Source organism: Pseudomonas sp. PDM24 (assembly GCF_019218905.1).
GTDB lineage: Bacteria > Pseudomonadota > Gammaproteobacteria > Pseudomonadales > Pseudomonadaceae > Aquipseudomonas.
In genome coordinates, this window is the sequence record NZ_JAHUWR010000008.1 from 190,504 (window position 1) to 211,252 (window position 20,749).

21 protein-coding genes are annotated in these 20,749 nt (G+C 60.5%); 5 read left to right on the forward strand and 16 right to left on the reverse strand.

Annotated elements, in window-relative coordinates; genetic code table 11:
- Nucleotides 1–16: 16 nt before the first annotated feature.
- Nucleotides 17–1,339, forward strand: coding sequence for a lytic murein transglycosylase (locus KW837_RS24195; RefSeq protein ID WP_218398856.1), 1,323 nt, complete (start codon nt 17–19; stop codon nt 1,337–1,339).
- Nucleotides 1,340–1,441: 102 nt separating this feature from the next.
- On the opposite strand, the gene KW837_RS24200 is transcribed toward KW837_RS24195, so the two are convergent.
- The 13 genes from KW837_RS24200 to KW837_RS24260 all read right to left on the reverse strand — a co-directional run bounded on the left by KW837_RS24200 (nt 1,442) and on the right by KW837_RS24260 (nt 14,019).
- Nucleotides 1,442–2,392 (reverse strand): LD-carboxypeptidase, encoded by a 951-nt coding sequence (locus KW837_RS24200; RefSeq protein ID WP_218398857.1) that lies wholly within the window; start codon nt 2,390–2,392, stop codon nt 1,442–1,444.
- A 174-nt stretch (nt 2,393–2,566) separates the two neighbouring features.
- Complete coding sequence (gene lipA / locus KW837_RS24205) at nt 2,567–3,589, reverse strand: lipoyl synthase (protein ID WP_007946663.1); 1,023 nt, start codon at nt 3,587–3,589, stop codon at nt 2,567–2,569.
- A 1-nt stretch (nt 3,590) separates the two neighbouring features.
- Nucleotides 3,591–4,238 (reverse strand): lipoyl(octanoyl) transferase LipB, encoded by a 648-nt coding sequence (gene lipB, locus KW837_RS24210; protein ID WP_123498557.1) that lies wholly within the window; start codon nt 4,236–4,238, stop codon nt 3,591–3,593.
- The gene (locus KW837_RS24215; protein ID WP_123498555.1) at nt 4,238–4,513 is read right to left on the reverse strand and encodes a DUF493 domain-containing protein; all 276 of its coding nucleotides are present in this window, start codon (nt 4,511–4,513) and stop codon (nt 4,238–4,240) included. Before KW837_RS24215 ends, lipB begins: the two co-directional genes overlap by 1 nt.
- An 80-nt stretch (nt 4,514–4,593) precedes the next feature.
- Nucleotides 4,594–5,751 (reverse strand): D-alanyl-D-alanine carboxypeptidase family protein, encoded by a 1,158-nt coding sequence (locus tag KW837_RS24220; RefSeq protein ID WP_008070106.1) that lies wholly within the window; start codon nt 5,749–5,751, stop codon nt 4,594–4,596.
- Between the two features lie 182 nt (nt 5,752–5,933).
- Entirely contained in the window at nt 5,934–6,944 is a 1,011-nt protein-coding gene (locus KW837_RS24225; protein WP_218398858.1) for a septal ring lytic transglycosylase RlpA family protein, read from the reverse strand.
- Nucleotides 6,944–7,954: a lytic murein transglycosylase B gene (gene mltB, locus KW837_RS24230; protein ID WP_123498554.1), complete on the reverse strand. Its 1,011-nt coding sequence runs from the start codon at nt 7,952–7,954 to the stop codon at nt 6,944–6,946. The genes KW837_RS24225 and mltB overlap by 1 nt, the downstream gene beginning before the upstream one ends.
- A 17-nt stretch (nt 7,955–7,971) precedes the next feature.
- The gene (gene rodA / locus KW837_RS24235; RefSeq protein WP_192345437.1) at nt 7,972–9,075 is read right to left on the reverse strand and encodes a rod shape-determining protein RodA; all 1,104 of its coding nucleotides are present in this window, start codon (nt 9,073–9,075) and stop codon (nt 7,972–7,974) included.
- 31 nt (nt 9,076–9,106) lie between these two features.
- On the reverse strand, nt 9,107–11,002 hold the full coding sequence (gene mrdA, locus KW837_RS24240; RefSeq protein ID WP_123498552.1) for a penicillin-binding protein 2: 1,896 nt from the start codon (nt 11,000–11,002) through the stop codon (nt 9,107–9,109).
- A gap of 10 nt (nt 11,003–11,012) precedes the next feature.
- A complete protein-coding gene (gene rlmH / locus KW837_RS24245; protein WP_218398859.1) occupies nt 11,013–11,480 on the reverse strand; it encodes a 23S rRNA (pseudouridine(1915)-N(3))-methyltransferase RlmH in 468 nt (155 codons plus the stop codon).
- 9 nt (nt 11,481–11,489) lie between these two features.
- The gene (gene rsfS, locus KW837_RS24250) at nt 11,490–11,984 is read right to left on the reverse strand and encodes a ribosome silencing factor (RefSeq protein ID WP_038981377.1); all 495 of its coding nucleotides are present in this window, start codon (nt 11,982–11,984) and stop codon (nt 11,490–11,492) included.
- 72 nt (nt 11,985–12,056) lie between these two features.
- Entirely contained in the window at nt 12,057–12,746 is a 690-nt protein-coding gene (gene nadD / locus KW837_RS24255; RefSeq protein WP_218398860.1) for a nicotinate-nucleotide adenylyltransferase, read from the reverse strand.
- A 1-nt stretch (nt 12,747) separates the two neighbouring features.
- A complete protein-coding gene (locus tag KW837_RS24260; protein WP_218398861.1) occupies nt 12,748–14,019 on the reverse strand; it encodes a glutamate-5-semialdehyde dehydrogenase in 1,272 nt (423 codons plus the stop codon).
- Between the two features lie 189 nt (nt 14,020–14,208).
- Between KW837_RS24260 and KW837_RS24265 the strand changes: the two genes are divergently transcribed.
- Nucleotides 14,209–14,907, forward strand: coding sequence for a DNA-3-methyladenine glycosylase (locus KW837_RS24265; RefSeq protein ID WP_218398862.1), 699 nt, complete (start codon nt 14,209–14,211; stop codon nt 14,905–14,907).
- A 176-nt stretch (nt 14,908–15,083) separates the two neighbouring features.
- Nucleotides 15,084–16,400 carry a bifunctional DedA family/phosphatase PAP2 family protein gene (locus KW837_RS24270; RefSeq protein ID WP_218398863.1) on the forward strand — a complete coding sequence of 439 codons (1,317 nt, stop codon included), beginning with the start codon at nt 15,084–15,086 and terminating at the stop codon, nt 16,398–16,400.
- 179 nt (nt 16,401–16,579) lie between these two features.
- Here KW837_RS24270 and KW837_RS24275 read toward each other — a convergent pair whose 3' ends face one another.
- From KW837_RS24275 to KW837_RS24285, 3 genes are read right to left on the reverse strand one after another with little or no spacing between them, the layout of a single operon-like run.
- Nucleotides 16,580–17,170 (reverse strand): LON peptidase substrate-binding domain-containing protein, encoded by a 591-nt coding sequence (locus KW837_RS24275; protein ID WP_218398864.1) that lies wholly within the window; start codon nt 17,168–17,170, stop codon nt 16,580–16,582.
- 10 nt (nt 17,171–17,180) lie between these two features.
- Nucleotides 17,181–17,897 carry an LrgB family protein gene (locus tag KW837_RS24280; RefSeq protein ID WP_123498540.1) on the reverse strand — a complete coding sequence of 239 codons (717 nt, stop codon included), beginning with the start codon at nt 17,895–17,897 and terminating at the stop codon, nt 17,181–17,183.
- On the reverse strand, nt 17,894–18,256 hold the full coding sequence (locus KW837_RS24285; protein WP_218398865.1) for a CidA/LrgA family protein: 363 nt from the start codon (nt 18,254–18,256) through the stop codon (nt 17,894–17,896). Before KW837_RS24285 ends, KW837_RS24280 begins: the two co-directional genes overlap by 4 nt.
- Before the next feature lie 194 nt (nt 18,257–18,450).
- Here KW837_RS24285 and KW837_RS24290 point away from each other — a divergent pair, with 194 nt between their 5' ends.
- Nucleotides 18,451–18,906, forward strand: coding sequence for a MaoC family dehydratase (locus KW837_RS24290; protein ID WP_007894347.1), 456 nt, complete (start codon nt 18,451–18,453; stop codon nt 18,904–18,906).
- 114 nt (nt 18,907–19,020) lie between these two features.
- Nucleotides 19,021–20,736, forward strand: coding sequence for a C13 family peptidase (locus KW837_RS24295; protein WP_218398866.1), 1,716 nt, complete (start codon nt 19,021–19,023; stop codon nt 20,734–20,736).
- The last annotated feature ends 13 nt before the right edge of the window (nt 20,737–20,749 follow it).

Sequence of the window (20,749 nt, forward strand, 5' to 3'; positions counted from 1 at the left end):
TCCTCTGGACCTGTGCATGCCCCTTTGTATTTCCCGTCGTTGGCCTCTTCGCCAACTGATAGCTGCCTCCAGCCTCGTTCTGCTTGTCGCCTGCGCGGAAAAACCCACCGCTGCCGACGCCCAACCGCTTCAGACCCCCACCGTTGCGACGGCCCCTGCGGTTATTCCGCCGGTGGTTCCAACCGGTGAAAATCTCGACATCCAGCCTACCCAGACCTTTGCCGAATGGCAGGCGGGTTTCCGTAAGGACGCCCTCGCCGCCGGCATTCGCGCCGACCTGTTCGATCGTGCTTTTGCCAATGTCAGCGTGGACGACAGCGTGATCCGTGCCGATCGCAGCCAACCGGAATTTACTCGCCCGGTGTGGGAGTACCTCGATGGCGCGCTGTCGCCACTACGGGTGCGCAAAGGTCAGGCGCTTGTCGGCGAGCACGCCGACATCCTGCAAAGCATCGAACAGCGCTACGGCGTCGACCGTCAGGCTCTGGTCGCGGTGTGGGGCATGGAAAGTAACTTTGGTCAGTTCCAGGGCAGCAAGTCGGTGATCAACTCCCTGGCGACCCTGGCTTATGAAGGGCGACGCCCCGGGTTTGCCCACGCGCAACTGATCGCGGCCTTGCAAATCCTGCAACAAGGCGATATCGCCCCCGAGAAAATGCTCGGCTCCTGGGCAGGCGCCATGGGCCAGACCCAGTTCATTCCGACCACCTACAACACCCACGCCGTAGACTTCGACGGTGATGGCCGCCGCGACATCTGGAACAGCTCTGCTGATGCATTGGCCTCGACCGCGCACTACCTGCAAAGCTCCGGCTGGCAGAAAGGTCAGCCGTGGGGCTTCGAAGTACAACTGGCGAGCGGCTTCAATTACGTCCTGGCCGATGGCGCGATTCGCAAGAGTGTGGCCGAGTGGCGACAACTGGGGGTAACCCTGCCCAATGGCGGCCAGGTTCCGGCAGGCTCCGAACACCTGTCGGCCGCCCTGTTGTTGCCGGCAGGCTATCGCGGCCCGGCGTTCCTGGTCCTCGATAACTTCCGCGCGATTCTCAAGTACAACAACTCTTCGTCCTACGCCTTGGCCGTGAGTCTGCTGTCCGAGCGCTTCAATGGCGGCGGTTTGATCAGCGGTCTATGGCCAAAAGATGACTTGCCGCTGAGCCGTACCGAGCGAATCGAGCTGCAAAACCTGCTGAGCGCCCAGAACTACGACGCAGGGACCGCCGACGGGATTATCGGCGCCAATACCCGCAAAGCGATCCGCAGCGCGCAGCAGTCGTTTGGCTGGCCGGCGGATGGTTATCCGACGCACAAGTTGCTGGAAGGGTTGCGTAGCCGCTAAAAGCTTCGCGGGCAAGCCTCGCTCCTACAGGGTTTATGACGACCCAACAATTCCGTAGGAGCGAGGCTTGCCCGCGAAGACTGACTATCAGGCGCTAACGAACTACTGCCTGATCACCACATCCTGCTCCAACACCAACGCCTTGTCCCCCGCATCCAGCCTGACCAGCGCGCCCATCGGCAGCGTCAGATTCGGATCACAATGCCCGCTACGCCATCCGGCCAGCACGGGGATGCGCAACGGCGCAAAGGTCTGCTTGAGCAACTTCTTCAGCGCGATCGCATCAACCCCTGCCACATCCCCCACCAGAACCCCGCGCAGCTTGTGCAACGTGCCGGCCAGACGCAAATGAGTCAGCAGCCGGTCGATGCGATACAGCGGCTCGTTGATGTCTTCGATGAACAGGATGACGCCCTCGGCATCGATCTCGTAAGGCGTGCCCATGGTCGCGGCGATCATCGACAGATTGCCCCCCAGCAAACGCCCGTGAGCGATACCGGGCTCGATGATGGTCAACGGCCAGGCCACCGGGTGAGAAAGCACACTGCCCGCCTTCACCTGCCCGCGCAGCATGTTGAAAAACGAGAACTCGGTGGGTTGCTGCTTGTCACCCAGCAGGTCCGCGTTGAGCATCGGGCCGTGAAACGTCACGAAGCCTGCATAACGACTGATGGCCAAGTGCAGCGCAGTGACGTCGCTGTAACCGATAAACGGCTTGGCGTTGTTGCGCAGTAATTCGAAATCGATGCGATCAAGCAAACGCGGCGTACCGTAACCGCCACGCAGACAGAGGATGGCATCGACCTCGCTGTCGGCGAATGCGCCATGCAAGTCATTGAGCCGCACATCATCACTGCCAGCCAGATAACCGTCTTGCTCATAAACGCCGGGAAACACGCGCAGCGAATAGCCGCGAGCGCGCATCCAGCCGATGGCTTTATCGGTGTCCAGCGCTGCGGGGCCGGCGGGCGCGATCACGCCAATCAGCCCTGTAGGTGGCAAGGCCGGAACGGGGGTGTGAGGACAAAGGGTGTGGGTCGGTCGAGCAGTCATCCATGATTCTCCCTGTGAACGCTTCAGCACACAGTAGTCAGGAACGGGAATAAACAGAAGAGGGTCAATCGCACCACGGTTTGCAGGAAAAGACTGTAATCGCCGTGAGCACTGCTAAAAAAAGGCCCGCAAGGCCTGGAAGCCTTGCGGGCCTTTTTTGCTCTCATAACGGGATCAGGACGACATCAGCTCGGCCTTGACCAGTTTCGCCTGCTCGTCAGCGTGGTACGAGGAGCGTACCAGCGGCCCGGAAGCAACGTTCTTGAAGCCCATCTTGTAACCTTCCTCGGCGAACCAGGCGAAGGTGTCCGGGTGTACGAAGCGCTGGACCGGCAAGTGGCTGCGGGACGGTTGCAGGTACTGGCCCAGGGTCAGCATGTCGATGTCGTGTTCGCGCATGCGCTTCATGACTTCGATGACTTCTTCGTCGGTTTCGCCCAGGCCCAGCATCAAACCGGACTTGGTCGGAATGTGCGGCATCATCTGCTTGAAGCGTTGCAGCAGGGTCAGCGACCACTGGTAATCCGAACCCGGACGCGCAGCCTTGTACAGGCGCGGCACGGTTTCCAGGTTGTGGTTGAACACATCCGGCGGCTCGGCGGCGGTGATTTCCAGCGCAACGTCCATGCGGCCACGGTAGTCCGGGACCAGGGTCTCGAGCTGCACGTTCGGCGACAGTTTGCGGATTTCGCGGATGCAATCGGCAAAATGCTGGGCACCGCCGTCACGCAGGTCGTCGCGGTCTACCGAGGTGATTACGACGTACTTGAGTTTCAGGTCGGCGATGGCAATGGCCAGGCTTTCCGGCTCGTTGACGTCCAGTGGCTTCGGACGACCATGACCAACGTCGCAGAACGGGCAGCGACGGGTGCAGATGTCACCCATGATCATGAAGGTCGCGGTGCCGCCGGAGAAGCACTCGCCCAGGTTCGGGCAGGACGCCTCTTCGCACACGCTGTGCAGCTTGTGTTTACGCAGCAGGGCCTTGATGCGGTCGACCTCCGGGGAAACCGGGATGCGCACGCGAATCCAGTCGGGTTTCTTCGGCAGTTCAGTGGTCGGGATGATCTTCACCGGGATGCGTGCAACCTTCTCGGCGCCGCGCAGCTTGACGCCGGCTTCAACCTTGGCACGCGGGGCCGGACGCTCGGTGACATCGAGCGTCGGGATCATGGTTTGCACTGCATCAGTAGTCATATCAGTCGATTCCGCCCGTTAGGGTCGTCTGCTCAGCATAGTCGAGGTGTTTGACGAGCTGCGCGCGCAGCCGGGCACTTACCTCGGCAAATTCAATCGATCCTGCGTGATCGCGCAGCTGGGTCATTGCCAGCCCGGCGTAGCCGCAGGGATTAATCCGTCGAAACGGTTCCAGGTTCATATCCACGTTCAAGGCCAGGCCATGAAAGGAGCAACCGTGGCGGATCCGCAGACCCAGCGAAGCGATTTTCGCGCCATTGACATAGACACCCGGCGCATCCGGCTTGGCCACCGCGGTCACGCCGTAGCTGGCCAGCAGCTCGATCAGGCATTGCTCCATGCGGCTGACCAGATCACGCACACCGAACCCCAGCTTGCGGACATCCAGTAACAGGTAGGCCACCAGTTGGCCGGGACCGTGATAAGTCACCTGACCACCGCGGTCGACCTTCACCACCGGAATATCCCCCGGCAGCAGCAGATGCTCGGCCTTGCCAGCCTGGCCCTGAGTGAACACCGGCGGGTGCTCGACCAGCCAGATTTCGTCGGCGGCATCGCTGCCGCGTTCGTTGGTGAAGCGCTGCATGGCATGCCAGACCGGCTCGTAAGCCATCTGACCGAGCTCGCGAAAGCCCAGCGTGCCAGACATCACAGCACCATGTGCACGAAACCGGTAGCCCGCAACTCGCTGTTGATGTCGTACAGCTGTTCCTGGCCGGTGGCGATGATGTGCAACTGGATGGTCGTGTACTTGCCGTTGGTACTCTGCCGTTCGGCAAAGGTGTTGTGGTCAACGGTCGCGTGTTTCTCAAGGATCGCGATGATCCTGTCCCTGAAACCCACGCCGGTGTCGCCGATTACCTTGATCGGGTAATCCGCGCAGGGGAATTCGATTTTTGGCGCCTTTACTTCAGTGTCTGTCATGGCGTAACGGCCTCGTAAGCCGTGGCAACGGACATGGCCCCGCTCCGGATTGGAACGGGGCCATGCAGGTCCACACTAATTCAGTTGAACAAGCCGTAGAAGAATAGACGGATGCTATCCCACATGCGGCGGAAGATACCACCCTCGTCGACCGCGTCCAGAGCGATCAGGTCGGCGCTGTGCACCACTTTGTCGTCCAGTTTCACTTCGACTTTACCGATCACATCGCCCTTGGCGATTGGCGCGACCAGTTGCGGGGTCATGGTCATGCTGGCGGCGAGCTTTTTCAGCTGGCCTTTTGGCAGGGTCATGGTCAGGTCTTGAGCCAGGCCGGCCTTGACTTGATTGGTGGTGCCTTTCCAGACAGGTGCCTGAGCCAGCTCGGCGCCTTTCTGATAGAAGGTCTGGGTTTCGAAGAAGCGGAAACCGTAAGTCAGCAGCTTCTGGGTTTCAGCAGCACGGGCCACTTCGCTGTTGGTGCCGAACACCACGGCGATCAGGCGCATGCCATCACGTACGGCCGAAGACACCATGCAGTAACCGGCTTCGTCGGTGTGACCGGTTTTCAGACCGTCGACGGTCTTGTCACGCCACAGCAGCAGGTTGCGGTTAGGCTGCTTGATGCCGTTCCAGAAGAACTCTTTCTGCGAGTAGATCGCGTAGTGAGCCGGGTCTTCGTGAATGATCGCGCGGGCCAGCACAGCCATGTCGTGAGCCGACGAGTAGTGCTCCGGGTTTGGCAGACCGGTCGGGTTCATGAAGTGGCTGTTGGTCATGCCCAGGTCGGCCACGGTTTTGTTCATCATGTCGGCGAACGCGTCTTCGCTGCCGGCGATGTGCTCAGCGAGCGCAACACTGGCGTCGTTACCCGATTGAATGATGATGCCGTGCAGCAGATCACTGACGGTGACTTGCGAACCCACCTTGATGAACATCCGCGAACCGCCGGTACGCCAGGCGTTCTCGCTGACGGTCACCGGATCGTTTTCTCCGATCTGGCCACGACGGATTTCCAGGGTCGCGATGTAAGCGGTCATCAGCTTGGTCAGGCTGGCCGGTGGCAGACGCTGGTCACCATTGTTCTCTACCAGCACGTTGCCGCTGCTGGCGTCCATGAGTACATAGGCTTTGGCGGCCAGTTGCGGTGGCGACGGCATTATCTCGGCCGCGAAAGCCGCGGGCGAGAGAAGCAGCGGGACTAGCAGGCACAGGCGTTTGGCAAAGGTGGTGATGTTCATCCGTCTCTCGAAATCGCTAATGGAAACTGCCCTAGGGCAAAACTAATCAGACAACTCTCGAAAAAGTTGTCGCGTGTTCAGTTGCTCACTCTGCAACCCTTGCCGGGCTTTTGTTCTTCAACGAGCCAACAACCCGGTTCGCCCCCCAAACCGCAAGCGAACCGTCAATCAAGTACTACGTGTTACTCGGCGCTGACCAGGCTCGGCGAACCGAGATTGGCCAGCCGCACGCTGTTTTGCACTTGCTGGATTTCACCCGGCGAGCCGATCGGCCCCAGGCGCACCCGATGCAGTGTCTGTTGGTTACGCACGATCGAGCTGATGAACACCGGAGCGCTCACCATCCCGCTGAGCTTCGATCTCAGGAGCTCTGCAGCGTCCGGGTTGGCGAACGCGCCCACCTGCAGATACCGGCCAGATGCTGGTACAGAAGCGTTTTTTTTTGCATCGATCTGCACGGGCACTACGGCCGCGGCGTGTTGCTGCGGCGGTGGGGTCCATTGCTCGACGGTGCCGGCCGATGCCGTCATCACCGGCGCGCTATTTTGTGCGACTTTCGGCTCGTTAAGCATTAAAGGCGCCGGGCGACCTTTGGCTGCCCACCATTGCTGCGGGTCGATGCCTTCGACCTTGACCCGCGCCGTACCGGTTTCGGCATAGCCGAGTTTCTTGGCGGCCGCGTAGGACAAGTCGATGATCCGGTCCGAATAGAACGGCCCGCGGTCGTTGACCCGCAGGATGACCGTCTTGTTGTTGTCCAGGTTAGTCACCCGAACGTAACTTGGCAGTGGCAGGGTCTTGTGCGCTGCGCTCATGCCGTACAGGTCATACACTTCGCCGTTGGCGGTGTTCTGGCCATGGAATTTGGTGCCGTACCAGGACGCAGTGCCCGACGCCACGTAGGTCCTGGATTCTTGCATCGGGAAATAAGTCTTGCCCAGCACCGTGTACGGGTTGGCTTTATAAGGACCGCTGTGCAGGGTCGGCGTGGCATCTGGAATGCGCGTTACGTCGACGTCCCACCAGGGTGCGCCATCCTTGTGAGCCCGGTTGATATCCAGGCCAGGTGCCGAACGAACGGCGGTCGGGGACTTCTGAGCCGGCGCGCGACTGGTCGAACAACTGGCGACCAGAACCGTCAACGCGGCGAATGCCATGAGCTTCAGGGGTTTATTCATAGGCAATGCCCGCATTACTTGACGCCCCGTGCTTGGACCAGCTGTTCAGACAGTTGATGTACGGCCATGGCGTACATCACGCTGCGGTTATAACGCGTGATTGCGTAAAAATTCGTCAGACCCATCCAGTATTCAGGGCCATTGTCACCTTCCAGGCGGAAAGCCGTGACCGGCATATCATCACGCAGCGCATCATGACTCGACCAGCCCAGCGCCCGCAACTCCCCGACAGTTTTCGTCGGCTCGATACCTGCGGTCAAACCTTCATCTACCTGATCGCCGCGCACATCGGCGCGGCTGACCACAGGTTCGCCGGCGACCCAGCCGTGACGCTTGAAATAACTGGCGACGCTGCCGATGGCATCATCCGGGTTAGTCCAGATATTAATGTGGCCGTCGCCGTCGAAATCCACCGCATAGGCGCGAAAACTGCTTGGCATGAATTGCGGCAAACCCATGGCCCCGGCGTAGGAGCCTTTGAGGGTCAACGGATCGACCTGCTCTTCACGGGCCAGTAGCAGGAATTCACGCAACTCCTTGCGGAAGAATTCGGCACGGGGAGGATAGTCGAAACCCAAGGTGGACAAGGCATCGATCACCCGGAAATTGCCGGTATTTCGACCAAAGAAGGTCTCCACGCCGATGATCGAGACGATGACCTGCGCCGGCACACCGTATTCCTGCTCGGCACGAGCCAGGATCGCTTCGTGCTGACGCCAGAAGTCCACGCCACGGGCGATGCGCGCATCGGTGATGAACATCGGGCGATATTCTTTCCACTGTTTAACCCGTTCGGCGGGCTTGGAGATCGCGTCCAGAATCGACTGTTTGCGCTCGGCTTCGCGGAACACGCCCATCAGCTGTTCACCGGCAAAGCCATAGTCGCGGGTCATTTCACCGACGAACTCGGCCACCTGCGGTGAGCCTTCGTAATCGCCGGCCCACGCTTGCTGCGCGGTACCAAGGATGCTTACCAGGCCGACCCACGGTGCGTATCGAGTCGCCCAGCCACGCATTACTTGCATTGAAATCTTCACCTTATTCAAACCTGTGCGATCCACTTGCGATGGGTATGGATCGACATCAAAACCCCAAACGCTGACAGTAGCGTCACCAGCGAAGTTCCTCCGTAGCTAATGAACGGCAACGGTACCCCCACAACCGGCAACAGGCCACTGACCATACCGATGTTGACGAAAACGTAAACAAAAAACGTCATGGTCAGGCTGCCCGCGAGCAATTTGCCGAACAATGTCTGCGCCTGGGCGGTAATCACCAGCCCGCGACCGATCAACAACAGGTAAATCAGCAACAATGCGCAGATGCCCACCAGGCCGAACTCTTCGCCCATCACCGCAATAATGAAGTCGGTGTGGCTTTCCGGCAGGAAGTCCAGGTGCGACTGGGTGCCAAGCAACCAGCCTTTGCCGAACACGCCACCGGAACCGATGGCTGCTTTCGACTGAATGATGTTCCAGCCCGTGCCCAACGGATCGCTCTCTGGGTCGAGGAAGGTCAGGATTCGCTGCTTCTGGTAGTCGTGCATGATGAAGTACCACATGCCGATCGCCACCGGCACAGCCGCGGCAATCACGCTGAGAATCCAGCGCCAGCGCAGGCCACCCATGAACAGCACGAACGCGCCACCGGCGAGAATCAACAGCGAAGTGCCGAGGTCGGGTTGACGCACGATCAGAATGAACGGCAACCCGATCAGAAACAGACTGACGCCCACATGCTTGAGTTGCGGCGGCAAGGTGCGCTTGGACAGGTACCAGGCGATGGTTGCCGGCATCAGGATCTTCATGAATTCCGAGGGCTGGAAGCGGATCACCCCGGGAATGTTGATCCAGCGCGTGGCACCCATGGCGTTGTGGCCCATGACATCCACCACCACCAGCAACAGCACGCCGATCACATAACCGACCGGCACCCAACGGGCCATGAAGCGCGGCTCGAACTGGGCGATGACGATCATCGACACCAGGCCGATGCCGAAGGAGGTGGCTTGCTTGGCCAGCAGATCCCAGCTTTTGCCGCTGGCCGAATACAGCACGAACAGGCTGCCGGCCGCCAGGGTCAACAGCAGGATCAGCAACGGGCCGTCGATGTGCATGCGTTGCAACAGCGTCGCACGGCGACGCATCACATCCTCGCTGGAGAGGATGCGATCGAAATTACTCTTCACGGGCCGTAGCCTCCGCACTGATAGGGCTGGCGTATTCGGCTTTCAGTCGGCCGTCCTGGTCCAGGAGCCAGGCGTCCATGACTTGACGCACCACAGGCGCGGCGACGCCGGAGCCGGACTCGCCGTTCTCGACCATCACCGACACCACGATTTGCGGGTTGTCGGCCGGCGCGAAGCCGACAAACAAGGCGTGGTCGCGGTGACGCTCCTGAACCTTGGAGCGGTCGTACTTTTCGCCCTGCTTGATCGCGACCACCTGGGCCGTACCACTTTTGCCGGCAATCCGGTATTGAGCACCGATGGATGCCTTGCGCGCCGTACCGCGGGCACCGTGCATCACCTGCTGCATGCCGTGGTTGACCTTGGTCCAGTCCGACGGGTCGCGCAGAATGATGTCCGGCATCGGATTTTCGTCCACCGGCTTCGCACCTTCGAGGGTCTTGGCCAAATGCGGACGATTCCACACACCCTTGTTGGCCACCAGCGCCGTGGCCTGCGCCAACTGCAACGGAGTGGACTGCATGTAGCCCTGACCGATCCCGAGAATCAGCGTTTCGCCCGGGTACCAGGCCTGACGACGGGTCGCACGCTTCCATTCCCGGGTCGGCATCAACCCCGGCGACTCTTCGAACATGTCGAGGGAGACCTTCTGGCCAATACCGAATTTGCTCATGTAAGCCGACAACCGATCAATCCCCAGCTTGTGCGCCAGGTCATAGAAGTAGGTGTCGTTGGAGCGCATGATCGCCGTGTCCAGATCCACGTAACCGTCGCCGGTACGGTTCCAGTTACGGTATTTGTGATCGTAATTGGGCAGTTGGTAGTAACCGGGGTCGTAGACCCGGGTCGATGCCGTGACCACGCCCGCATCCAGGCCGGCAATCGCCACCGCCGGTTTAATCGTCGAGCCCGGCGGGTACAGACCGCGCAACACGCGGTTGAACAATGGCCGGTCGATGGAATCGCGCAACTCGGAATAGGCTTTGAAACTGATGCCGGTGACGAACAGGTTCGGGTCAAAACTCGGCTGACTGACCATCGCCAGGACTTCGCCGGTTTTCGGGTCCAGCGCCACTACCGCGCCACGACGACCGCCGAGCGCGGCTTCGGCGGCTTCCTGCAATTTGATGTCCAGGCTCAGGACGATGTCCTTGCCGGAAATCGGCTCGGTACGTTTGAGCACCCGCAACACGCGGCCACGGGCGTTGGTCTCGACTTCTTCGTAACCGACCTGACCGTGCAGCTCGGGCTCGTAAAACCGCTCGATGCCGGTTTTACCAATTTGATGGGTGCCGCTGTAACTCACCGGATCGAGCGTCTTGAGCTCTTTCTCGTTGATCCGCCCCATGTAACCCACTGAGTGCGCAAAGTGCGCGCCCTGCGGGTAATGACGCACCAGTTGCGCGACCACTTCCACACCGGGCAGACGGAACTGGTTCACCGCGATGCGGGCGATCTGCTCTTCGGTCAGCTCGAACAGGATGGGCACCGGCTCAAACGGTCGGCGCCCCTGACGCATGCGCTTCTCGAAAATCACCCGGTCCTCGGGCGTCAGCTCCAGCACTTCAACGATCACGTCGAGCACTTGCTGCCAGTCACCGGAGCGTTCGCGGGTCATGCTCAGGCTGAAGCTGGGCCGGTTATCGGCCACCACCACGCCATTGCGGTCGAAGATCAACCCGCGAGTCGGCGGAATCGGCTGCACATGGACGCGGTTGTTTTCCGACAGTGTCGAGTGGTACTCGTACTGGATCACCTGAAGGAAATACAGCCGCGCGATCAGCACGCCAATCAGCGCCACCACTGCAATGGCCCCGAACACGACGCGGCCACGCACCAGACGGGCGTCTTTTTCGTGGTCCTTGATGCGGATCGGCTGGGGCATGAGGGCAGAACTACTTGTGGTAAGGGTGGCCGGACAGGACTGTCCAGGCACGATACAGCTGTTCGCCGATCAGAATCCGCACCAATGGGTGCGGCAGCGTCAACGGCGACAACGACCAGCGTTGATCCGCCCGGGCACAGACTTCCGGCGCCAGCCCTTCGGGGCCGCCGACCATGAAATTCACCGTGCGCGAGTCCAGCCGCCAGCGATCGAGTTCGACCGCCAGTTGCTCGGTGCTCCAGGGCTTGCCGTGGACTTCGAGGGTGACAATGCGCTCGTTCGGCCCGACCTTGGCCAGCATGGCCTCGCCTTCCTGACGGATAAAGCGCGCCACGTCGGCGTTCTTGCCGCGGGTGTTGAGCGGAATTTCCACCAGTTCCAGCGCCAGCTCGGACGGAAGACGCTTGGCATATTCATGCCAGCCTTCTTCCACCCATTGGGGCATGCGTGAACCGACGGCGATCAGTCGCAGTCGCACAGCGGTCCCTTATTGCTGGTCTTTGTTGAGCTTGATGAAATGCTCATGGGTGTTTTCCGGGCTGTGGTGCGCGGCGCTGCCGGCACGGCTCTGCTCGGCACCCTGCCACAAACGCTCCAGGTCATAGAACTGGCGCGCACTGGCAGTCATCATGTGCACGATGACGTCGTCCATATCCAGCAGCACCCAGTCGCTGTCGCCCTTGCCTTCTTCACCCAACGGCTTGACGCCTTGGGCCTTGACCGCCTCGCGGACCTTATCCAGCATCGCGCCGATCTGGCGGTTGGAAGTACCGGTAGCGATGATCATGAAATCAGTGATGCTCTGCTTTTCACGAACGTCGATCACCAGAACATCCTGGGCCTTGACGTCTTCCAGGGCCGCTACGGCCACCTTGACCAGCTCTTCGCCGCGCAGTTCCGGGCCGGTATTGGCCACTACTGGCAGCGGAGCGCTCTTGAACGTGCCCTTGCGCTTTACTTTGTTTACGTCTTTGTCAGTCATATAAAACTCGTTTTGCTCGTGTGTTCGGGCGCTTCGATACACGCATTCACGTGCCTTGAAGCGCGCCCTTTTTCAGTTCGACGCACGGTAAAGCCCGTGCGCATCGATGTAGGCCAGGACCGCGTCGGGCACCAGGAAACGTACCGACTTACCGCTGGCCAGCAGTTGACGGATCTGGGTGGCGGATACCGCGAGCGGCGTCTGCCAGACGAATGCAATCTGTCCGCTCGGCCCTTTGAGGGCCAGCGGGTCGCTCACCGAGCGCGCTGCCAGCAGGTTGCGCAAGGCATCCGGCGGTTCGCTGTCGGCATCCGGGCGTTGCAGCACCAGGATGTGGCAATGCTGGAGCAACTCTTCCCAGCGGTGCCAAGTGGGCAGGCCGCAAAATGCGTCCCAGCCCAAAAGTAGAAAAACCTGGTCCGGGGCGGCCAGTTCGGCGCGCATCAGTTCCAAGGTGTCGATGGTGTAGGACGGTTTGTCCCGCTGCAATTCGCGGGCGTCCACTACCAACGGTGGCACACCGGCCACCGCGCACTTGACCATCGCCAGACGGTCCTTCGCCGACACCTGCGGCGTACCGCGATGAGGTGGCCTGGCACTGGGTGTCAGACGCAACTCATCGAGCGCCAGCGATTCGGCGACTTCCAGCGCACCGCGCAAATGGCCGATGTGCACCGGGTCGAAGGTCCCGCCCAGTACGCCAATGCGTCGAGGCTGGGGCTCGCTGGCGATCACCAGGGCTGACGGGTCGAGGTCGCCCAAGTCAGAGCGACTCCTGGCCGCGCAACTGACCGTCACCGACCACGATGTACTTCTCGCAGGTCAGCCCTTCGAGGCCCACCGGGCCGCGGGCGTGCAGCTTATCAGTAGAAATGCCAATCTCGGCACCCAATCCGTATTCGAAGCCATCGGCAAAGCACGTCGGCGTATTGATCATCACCGAAGACGAATCGACTTCAGCCACGAAACGCCGGGTATCGGCCAGGTTTTCGCTGACGATCGAATCGGTGTGATGGGAGCCGTACTTATTAATATGCTCAATGGCCTGATCCAGACCGTCGACCACACGGATCGAGAGGATCGGCGCCAGGTATTCGGTGTGCCAGTCTTCTTCAGTGGCCGCAACGGCCTCGATGATCGCCCGGGTGCGCTCGCAACCGCGCAGCTCGACGCCTTTTTCGCGGAACTGGGCAGCCATCGATGGCAGGAACTCATTGGCGACTGCCTGATCCACCAGCAGGGTTTCCATGGCGCCACAGATGCCGTAACGGTAAGTCTTGGCATTGAACGCAATGCGCTGGGCTTTCGGCAGATCGGCGTGGGCACTGACGTAGACGTGACAGATGCCGTCCAGGTGCTTGATGACGGGCACGCGGGCATCGCGACTGACCCGTTCGATCAGGCCACGGCCACCACGGGGCACGATGACGTCGACGTATTCGGGCATGGTGATCAGCGCGCCAACGGCGGCACGGTCGGTGGTTTCGACCACTTGCACCACGGCGGCCGGCAGATCGGCCTCGGCCAGGCCGCGCTGGATGCAGGCGGCAATGGCACGGTTGGAATGAATCGCCTCGGAGCCGCCACGCAGGATGGTCGCATTGCCGGACTTCAGGCACAGGCTGGCGGCATCGATGGTCACGTTCGGCCGTGATTCGTAGATGATCCCGATCACGCCCAATGGCACGCGCATCTTGCCGACCTGGATGCCAGACGGGCGATAACTCATGTCGCGGATCGCACCCACCGGGTCGGGCAGTGCCGCGACCTGACGCAAACCGACGATCATGCCGTCGATGCGCTCCGGGGTCAGTGCCAGACGTTCCAGCAAAGCAGGTTCCAGACCATTGGCGCGGCCGGCCGCCAGATCCAGTTCATTGGCTGCGGTCAGCTCGGCGCGTGCAGCGTCCAGCGCATTGGCAGCTGCCTGCAAGGCGCGGTTTTTCTGCGCGGTGCTGGCACGGCCGATCACGCGGGAAGCTTCGCGGGCGGCGCGACCCAAACGGGTCATGTAGTCAAGAACGGACTCAGTCATGGTCTGCAATGGTCTTTGCTAAGGTCTTGGTAAAGAGTAAAGCGGCAGATTATAGCTGTCGCGTCCCGGGACTAACAGCGGTGACGGGCGGATGGTCGAAATGGAGCGCAATTTGCCGACGTTCAGCCGTGATTAAGCCGCATATTGTTATCATCACGACTCCATCAGCCCTGATAAACGCTGTTCATCATGACTAACCTGCCTGTTTCTGCATCCACTACGCGCCAGCCCACGGGGTTGCCGGATGCATTTTTCGACCGCGATGCCCAAACGCTGGCCCGGGATTTACTGGGCAAGATCATCCGCCATAAGGTCGGCGACCTGTGGCTCAGTGCCCGGATCATCGAGACCGAAGCCTATTACTGCGAAGAAAAAGGCAGCCACGCCTCCCTTGGCTACACAGAAAAGCGTAAGGCTTTGTTTCTGGATGGCGGCCACATCTATATGTATTACGCCCGCGGCGGCGATTCGTTGAATTTCAGCGCTCAGGGTCCGGGTAATGCGGTATTGATCAAATCCGCCTATCCGTGGGTCGATGAACTGAGCGGGCCAGCGAGTCTGGCGCAGATGCTATTGAACAATCCCGATGCTCAGGGCCGCCCTCGCCCCTCACAAAAGCTGTGTGCCGGGCAGACGCTGCTTTGCAAGGCGCTAGGGCTGAAGGTGCCGGTCTGGGACGCCAAGCGCTTCGACCATGAAGTACTGCTGGTGGAAGATGTCGGGCCGGCGCCCGGCCACATTATCCAGACCACACGCCTGGGCATTCCCCACGGGCGCGACGAACACTTGATGTACCGTTTTGTTGATGCGGCTTACGCACTTTATTGCACACGCAACCCGCTGCGCCGGGGGCAGGTCGAAGGGCGCGATTATTTTTTGCTGACGTGAACGATGAAAATCCAGTGTGGGAGCGGGCTTGCTCGCGAAGGGGCCCTTTCAGTCGATATTAGTGCCGCCTGACACTCCGCCTTCGCGAGCAAGCCCGCTCCCACATGAAATCTGTGGTGTTGTGAAGATTGCGTTTGTCCCTTGAGGCCAATTGATTATTCAATGGAGTTGTTTTTATGGGCCCATGGCTCGATAGCGTGACCGGTTGGTTGACGGTCAATCCGCAGTGGTTGGCCGCGGCAGTGTTCATCGTGGCTTGCGTTGAATGCCTGGCGATTGCCGGGCTGATCGTGCCCGGCACAGTATTGCTGTTTGCCGTGGCGGTGCTGGCCGGCAGTGGCGCGTTGTCATTGGGTGAAACGCTGCTGCTGGGTTTGCTCGGTGGTGTGTTGGGTGACATTGTTTCGTACTTTTTGGGGCGCCATTTCCACCAGAACATCCGGCGTCTGCCGGGGTTGCGCCATCATCCGGAATGGATGGCCGGGGCCGAGGCGTATTTCCAGCGTTATGGCATTGCCAGTCTGTTGGTTGGACGTTTTATCGGCCCGCTACGACCGATGCTGCCGATGGTCGCCGGGATGTTCGACATGCCATTCCCGCGCTTCGCCGTCGTCAGCTTGCTGGCCGCCGCAGGCTGGAGCGTTGCGTATCTGCTGCCCGGCTGGGCCACGGGAGCGGCGATTCGATTGCCGTTGCCGGAAGGTTTCTGGCCCGAGGCCGGAATTGTCGCGGGCAGCATTGCACTGATGGTGGGGCTGAGTGCCACCAGCAGCCTGCGCCGGCATCGCAAAGCCACGATGTTCATCACCGGCATGAGCCTGCTGATTCTGGCGGGGCTGTTTATTGGCTATCCGCACCTGAGCGCTCTTGATCAAGGCGTGATGACGCTGGTGCAGGAACACCGCAGCCCGATGCTCGATGAAGTGGCCGTGGTGTTCACGCTGATCGGTGAATTGCGCAACATGTTTATGCTCAGCGCGCTGCTGACCGTCTTGCTGTTGCTGACACGACAATGGCGACACGCGCTCTTCGCCGGCGGCACTCTGCTGTTCACCGCGCTGGGCAACACCGCGACCAAGCACTTTTTCGCCCGCGTGCGCCCGGAAGTGCTGAGCGACCCACTGACCAGCTACAGCATGCCCAGCGGCCATGCCTCGGGCTCTTTCGCACTGTTCTTGACGCTCGCAGTGCTGGCCGGTCGCGGACAACCGCCGCGCATGCGCCTGACCTGGTTATTGGTGGGCTGCTTGCCGGCGCTGATGATTGCCTTGTCACGGGTGTACCTGGGCGCGCACTGGCCGACCGATGTGCTGGCCGGGGCGATGCTGGCGGCATGCGTGTGCGCGGCCAGCCTTTGGCTGACTCAACGCCAGACTTCGCTCACCGCCATGCCGCCGAAAATCTGGTGGCTGGTGTTGCCTTCATTGGTGGCGTTGTTCGGTTTCTTTGTGTTGAGGCACATGCCGCATGCGATGTTGCGGTATGCGTATTGATGCCGTAACCCTGTAGCAGCTGCCGAGCCTGCGAGGCTGCGTTCGAGGACGAAGTCCTCGCAAATCCTGCTTATGCGGTTTGCCTGAAAGACCGCGTTGTCTGGTTTTACGACGGCTTCGCCGCCGAACGCAGCCTCGCAGGCTCGGCAGCTGCTACAGGTGCGATCTTTTAGCGGACGTCAGGCAAACAAGTCACCCTGCAACTTATCCAGCAACGCCTGAATCGCATCCAGACGTTGCTGCGGATCATCGAGTTGCAGCAGGTCAATCTTGTCCGTTTCGGCAAACGGCAACAGGTACGCCAACTGATTGGCCAGCGACTGCTGCCCCGTCGCTTCGGTGCCCATGTTCAGCGCTTCGACCATCGGATGTTCCGCCAAGGCCTTGAGCAGCGCGACCAGGTCGGCGTCTTCATCCTGTAGCGGTTGTTCGGGCTCGTCTTCCAGCCATTCGACTTCGGCGACGATCAACTGGTCGCGCTGCACCTCGGTGCGCACAACGTGGAAACGCCGCCCGCCTTTCACCCGAATGCCCAGCAGGCCATTGTCTTGCTGATGGAAATCGGTGATCAGCGCCTCGCACCCCACCCGTGCGTAGCCTTCGGGGGCGATGCCGACTTCTTCGCCGTCGAGGATGCACACCACGCCGAAGCCGCCACCCTGTTTCATGCAGCGACCGATCATGTCCAGGTAGCGCGCCTCGAAGATCTGCAAGTCGAGGATGCAGTCCGGAAACAGCACCGTGTTCAGCGGAAAAAGCGGCAGACTCATAGACATTTCCTTACACCACCATCGACACCGCCAACGGCAGGAACACCGCCGTGGCTACGCCCATCAGACTCATCGCCAGCGCCGCAAAGGCACCGCATTCTTCACTCTCCTGCAAGGCCACCGAGGTACCGACCGCATGAGCGGTCATGCCCAGGGCCATGCCTCGAGCCTCTGGGCTGTGGACACCGAGACGGGTCAAAAGACTCGGCCCGAAGATCGCCCCGATTACCCCGGTAATCAACACGAACACCGCCGCCAGTGCCGCGACGCCACCAATCTGCTCTGCCACCAGCATGGCAATCGGCGAGGTGACCGATTTGGGTGCCATGGTCATCAGGATCATGTGTTCGGCGCCGAAGCCCCAGCCCAGCAACACACCCATGCCCGTGGCGACCACGCCGCCTATCACCAGCGTAGTAAATATCGGCCAGAACAACTGCCGGATCCGCCGCAGATTGAGGTACAGCGGTACCGCCAGCGCAACAGTGGCCGGCCCGAGCAAGATACTGAGGATCTCGGTGCTCTTGCGGTATTCGGCGTAGCTCAGGCCGCAACCCACCAGGACAACGATGACCAGCAACATGGAGACCAGTACCGGTTGCAGAAAAATCCAGCGGGTTTTCTCGTAGGCCGCCAGCACCAATTGATACGCGCCCAATGTAATGCCGATACCGAACAATGGATGATGAATCACCGCCGCCCAGGCGCCCTGCCAATCGAAAATCATTGGTCGTCCTCGCGATGAGCGTGACGCTTGACCAGGCGCTGCATCAATACACCAGCGAAGGCCATCGATAGCAGCAGCGACAACACCAGCGCACCGGTGATCGCCCAGAAATCCGCGGCGATATCGGCGGCGTAAACCATCACGCCCACCGCTGGTGGCACCAGCAGCAACGGCAGATAACGCAGCAGGCTGCTGGCCGCGAGGTTCAGCGGCTCGCCGACTTGACCGCGAATAATCAGATACCCCAGCAGCAACAGCAGGCCAATGATCGGCCCCGGTAGTACCGACAAAAACAAATGGTTGAGGGCGGTGCCGAGCAATTGAAAAAGCACCAGCCAGGTCAGGCCACGTAACAACATCCATTCTCTCCCACGCGTGCTCCCCACAAAGAAGGGGCCCGGCATTATAAGCACGCCAACGCTATGAATCGGCATTCGCCAAAAGCATGGATAGTTGACCGGAGCAATTTGCCATGTTGATCTAAAGTGGTTCGCAGGGAGGTCAAATCCCCCCACTCGAAAACTATAAAACCGATGACCCAAGGAGAGTCTCAATGCCCTATGTTCCAGTTGCAGAGCTCAAAGATTATGTCGGCAAGGAACTCGGACGTTCCGAATGGCTCACCATCGACCAGGAACGCATCAACCTGTTCGCAGAAGCCACAGGTGATTATCAGTTCATCCATGTCGACCCGGTCAAAGCCGCGCAAACACCTTTTGGCAGCACCATCGCCCATGGTTTCCTGTCGTTGTCGCTGATCCCCAAACTGATGGAAGACATCCTCATCCTGCCCGAGGGCGCAAAGATGGTAGTCAACTATGGTCTGGACAGCGTGCGTTTCATCCAGCCTGTGAAGGTCAATTCCAGGGTTCGACTCAAGGTTGACATGAACGACGTCATCGAGAAGAAACCCGGCCAATGGTTGCTCAAGGCAACCGCCACGCTTGAAATTGAAGGGTCGGACAAACCGGCATATATCGCCGAGCCACTGTCCCTCTGCTTCGTGTAAAGCATCCCGGATGCGAAGCAGCTCACGCTGTTTCGCGCCGTGTCTGTGCCGTGTCTCTATAAATGCGACACATAGCTGCGGCATACTCGGTCGCCTAATTGCCCGGATCCCGCTATGCGCTCACTTGCACTCCTTGCTTTGACCCTGTTGCTCACCGCTTGCGGCGATGGCGAATCGCTGTTGCCCCCTGATGCCCGCCTGCCGGACGGCGGACGCTATCGCGGTGATCTGGTCAATGGTTTGCTGCAAGGTGAAGGCCGCATCGATTACCCGAACGGCAGCTGGTACGCCGGCCAGTTCGACAAAGGCCAATGGCATGGCCAGGGCGAATGGCATGGCAGCAACGGCGAGGTCTATCGCGGGCAATTCCAGCAAGGGCTATTCGACGGCCAAGGCACGCTGACCACCACTGGCAGCAGCTACACCGGCGGTTTCAAGGCGGGTCGACGCGACGGTGAAGGCACCCTCAAAGAAAACGCCATGACCTACCGCGGCGAATTCAAGGCCGATCAATATTCAGGGCTCGGTCGTCTGGAACTCGCAGACGGCAGCCAGTACCAGGGTCAATTCGCCCACGGTAAACCCAACGGCGAAGGCCAGCGCAGCGATGCCAGCGGCAATCAGTTCACCGGGCATTTCGCCGACGGTCAGCTGGAAGGCAATGGCACCTTCAACAGCGCCGATGGCGATATCTATGTCGGCGGTTTCAAGAACAATCAACTGCACGGCAAGGGGCGCTACGAGAACGCCGATGGCGATGTCTGGCTCGGTCAGTTCAAGGAAGGCGTGCTCAGCGGCAAGGGCGAGTTGATCGGCGCCGATGGCAGTCACTACATCGGTCACTTCAGCGACTGGCGTTTCACCGGTCAGGGTCGCTTGAACCTGGCCGATGGCAGTTTCTATATCGGCCAGTTCGACGGCGACAACTATCAGGGCCGAGGTACTTTGGTGCTGACCGATGGCACGGTGCAGAGCGGCACCTGGGTCAACAGTCAGCGCGTGCGCGACGCCGACGGCAAGCTGCTGCCCGACCCTCTCGAACTCGGCTTGTTGGCCCAGGGGCGCTTGCTCGACGATTCGCTGGCCAACGTCCCGGCCTCGACCCCGGCGGTCGAACTGTACACCTTGACCCTCGGCGGCGATGGCAAGCAGAGCGTGTTCCTGCGCGAGTCAGACTACGTCGCCAACATGCTCGCCAGCCGTTTCGGCGCCTTCGGCCAGATCCGCCTGGTCAACCATCGCGATCACCTCGGCGATCGGCCGATGGCCACCCGGGAAAACCTGCGCCGCGCCGCCCAGACCCTGGCCGAACGCAGCGGCCCGGAAGACCTGCTGTTCATTTACCTGACCAGCCACGGCAACAGCGAACACGAACTGGTGCTCGACCAGCCACGCATGGAACTGGCCGACCTGCCCGCCGACGAACTCGCCGCCGTCCTCGCGCCCCTGAAAAAGCGCGACAAAATTATCGTGATTTCATCGTGCTATTCCGGTGGCTTCATTCCCGCCCTCAAGGACGAACGCACCCTGATCATGACCGCCTCGCGCGCCGATCGAGTGTCCTTTGGGTGTTCGGAAGAAGCCAACTTCACGTACTTCGGCGACGCGCTGTTCGCCCAGGCGCTGAACCAGACCGACGACTTGGAGCAAGCCTTCAAACTGGCCAGTGCCACCGTGGCCGAGCGTGAACTGGCCGACAGCTTCGAAGCTTCCGAGCCACAGATCTGGGCGCCGAAAACCGTTCTCAGCCACTGGCAGCTGTTGCGCAAACAACAGGCACGAAAGGCACTGCAAAGTGTCTCTATCAGCAAGGATGAAAAGAGCAACTAAGCTGAATAGTATC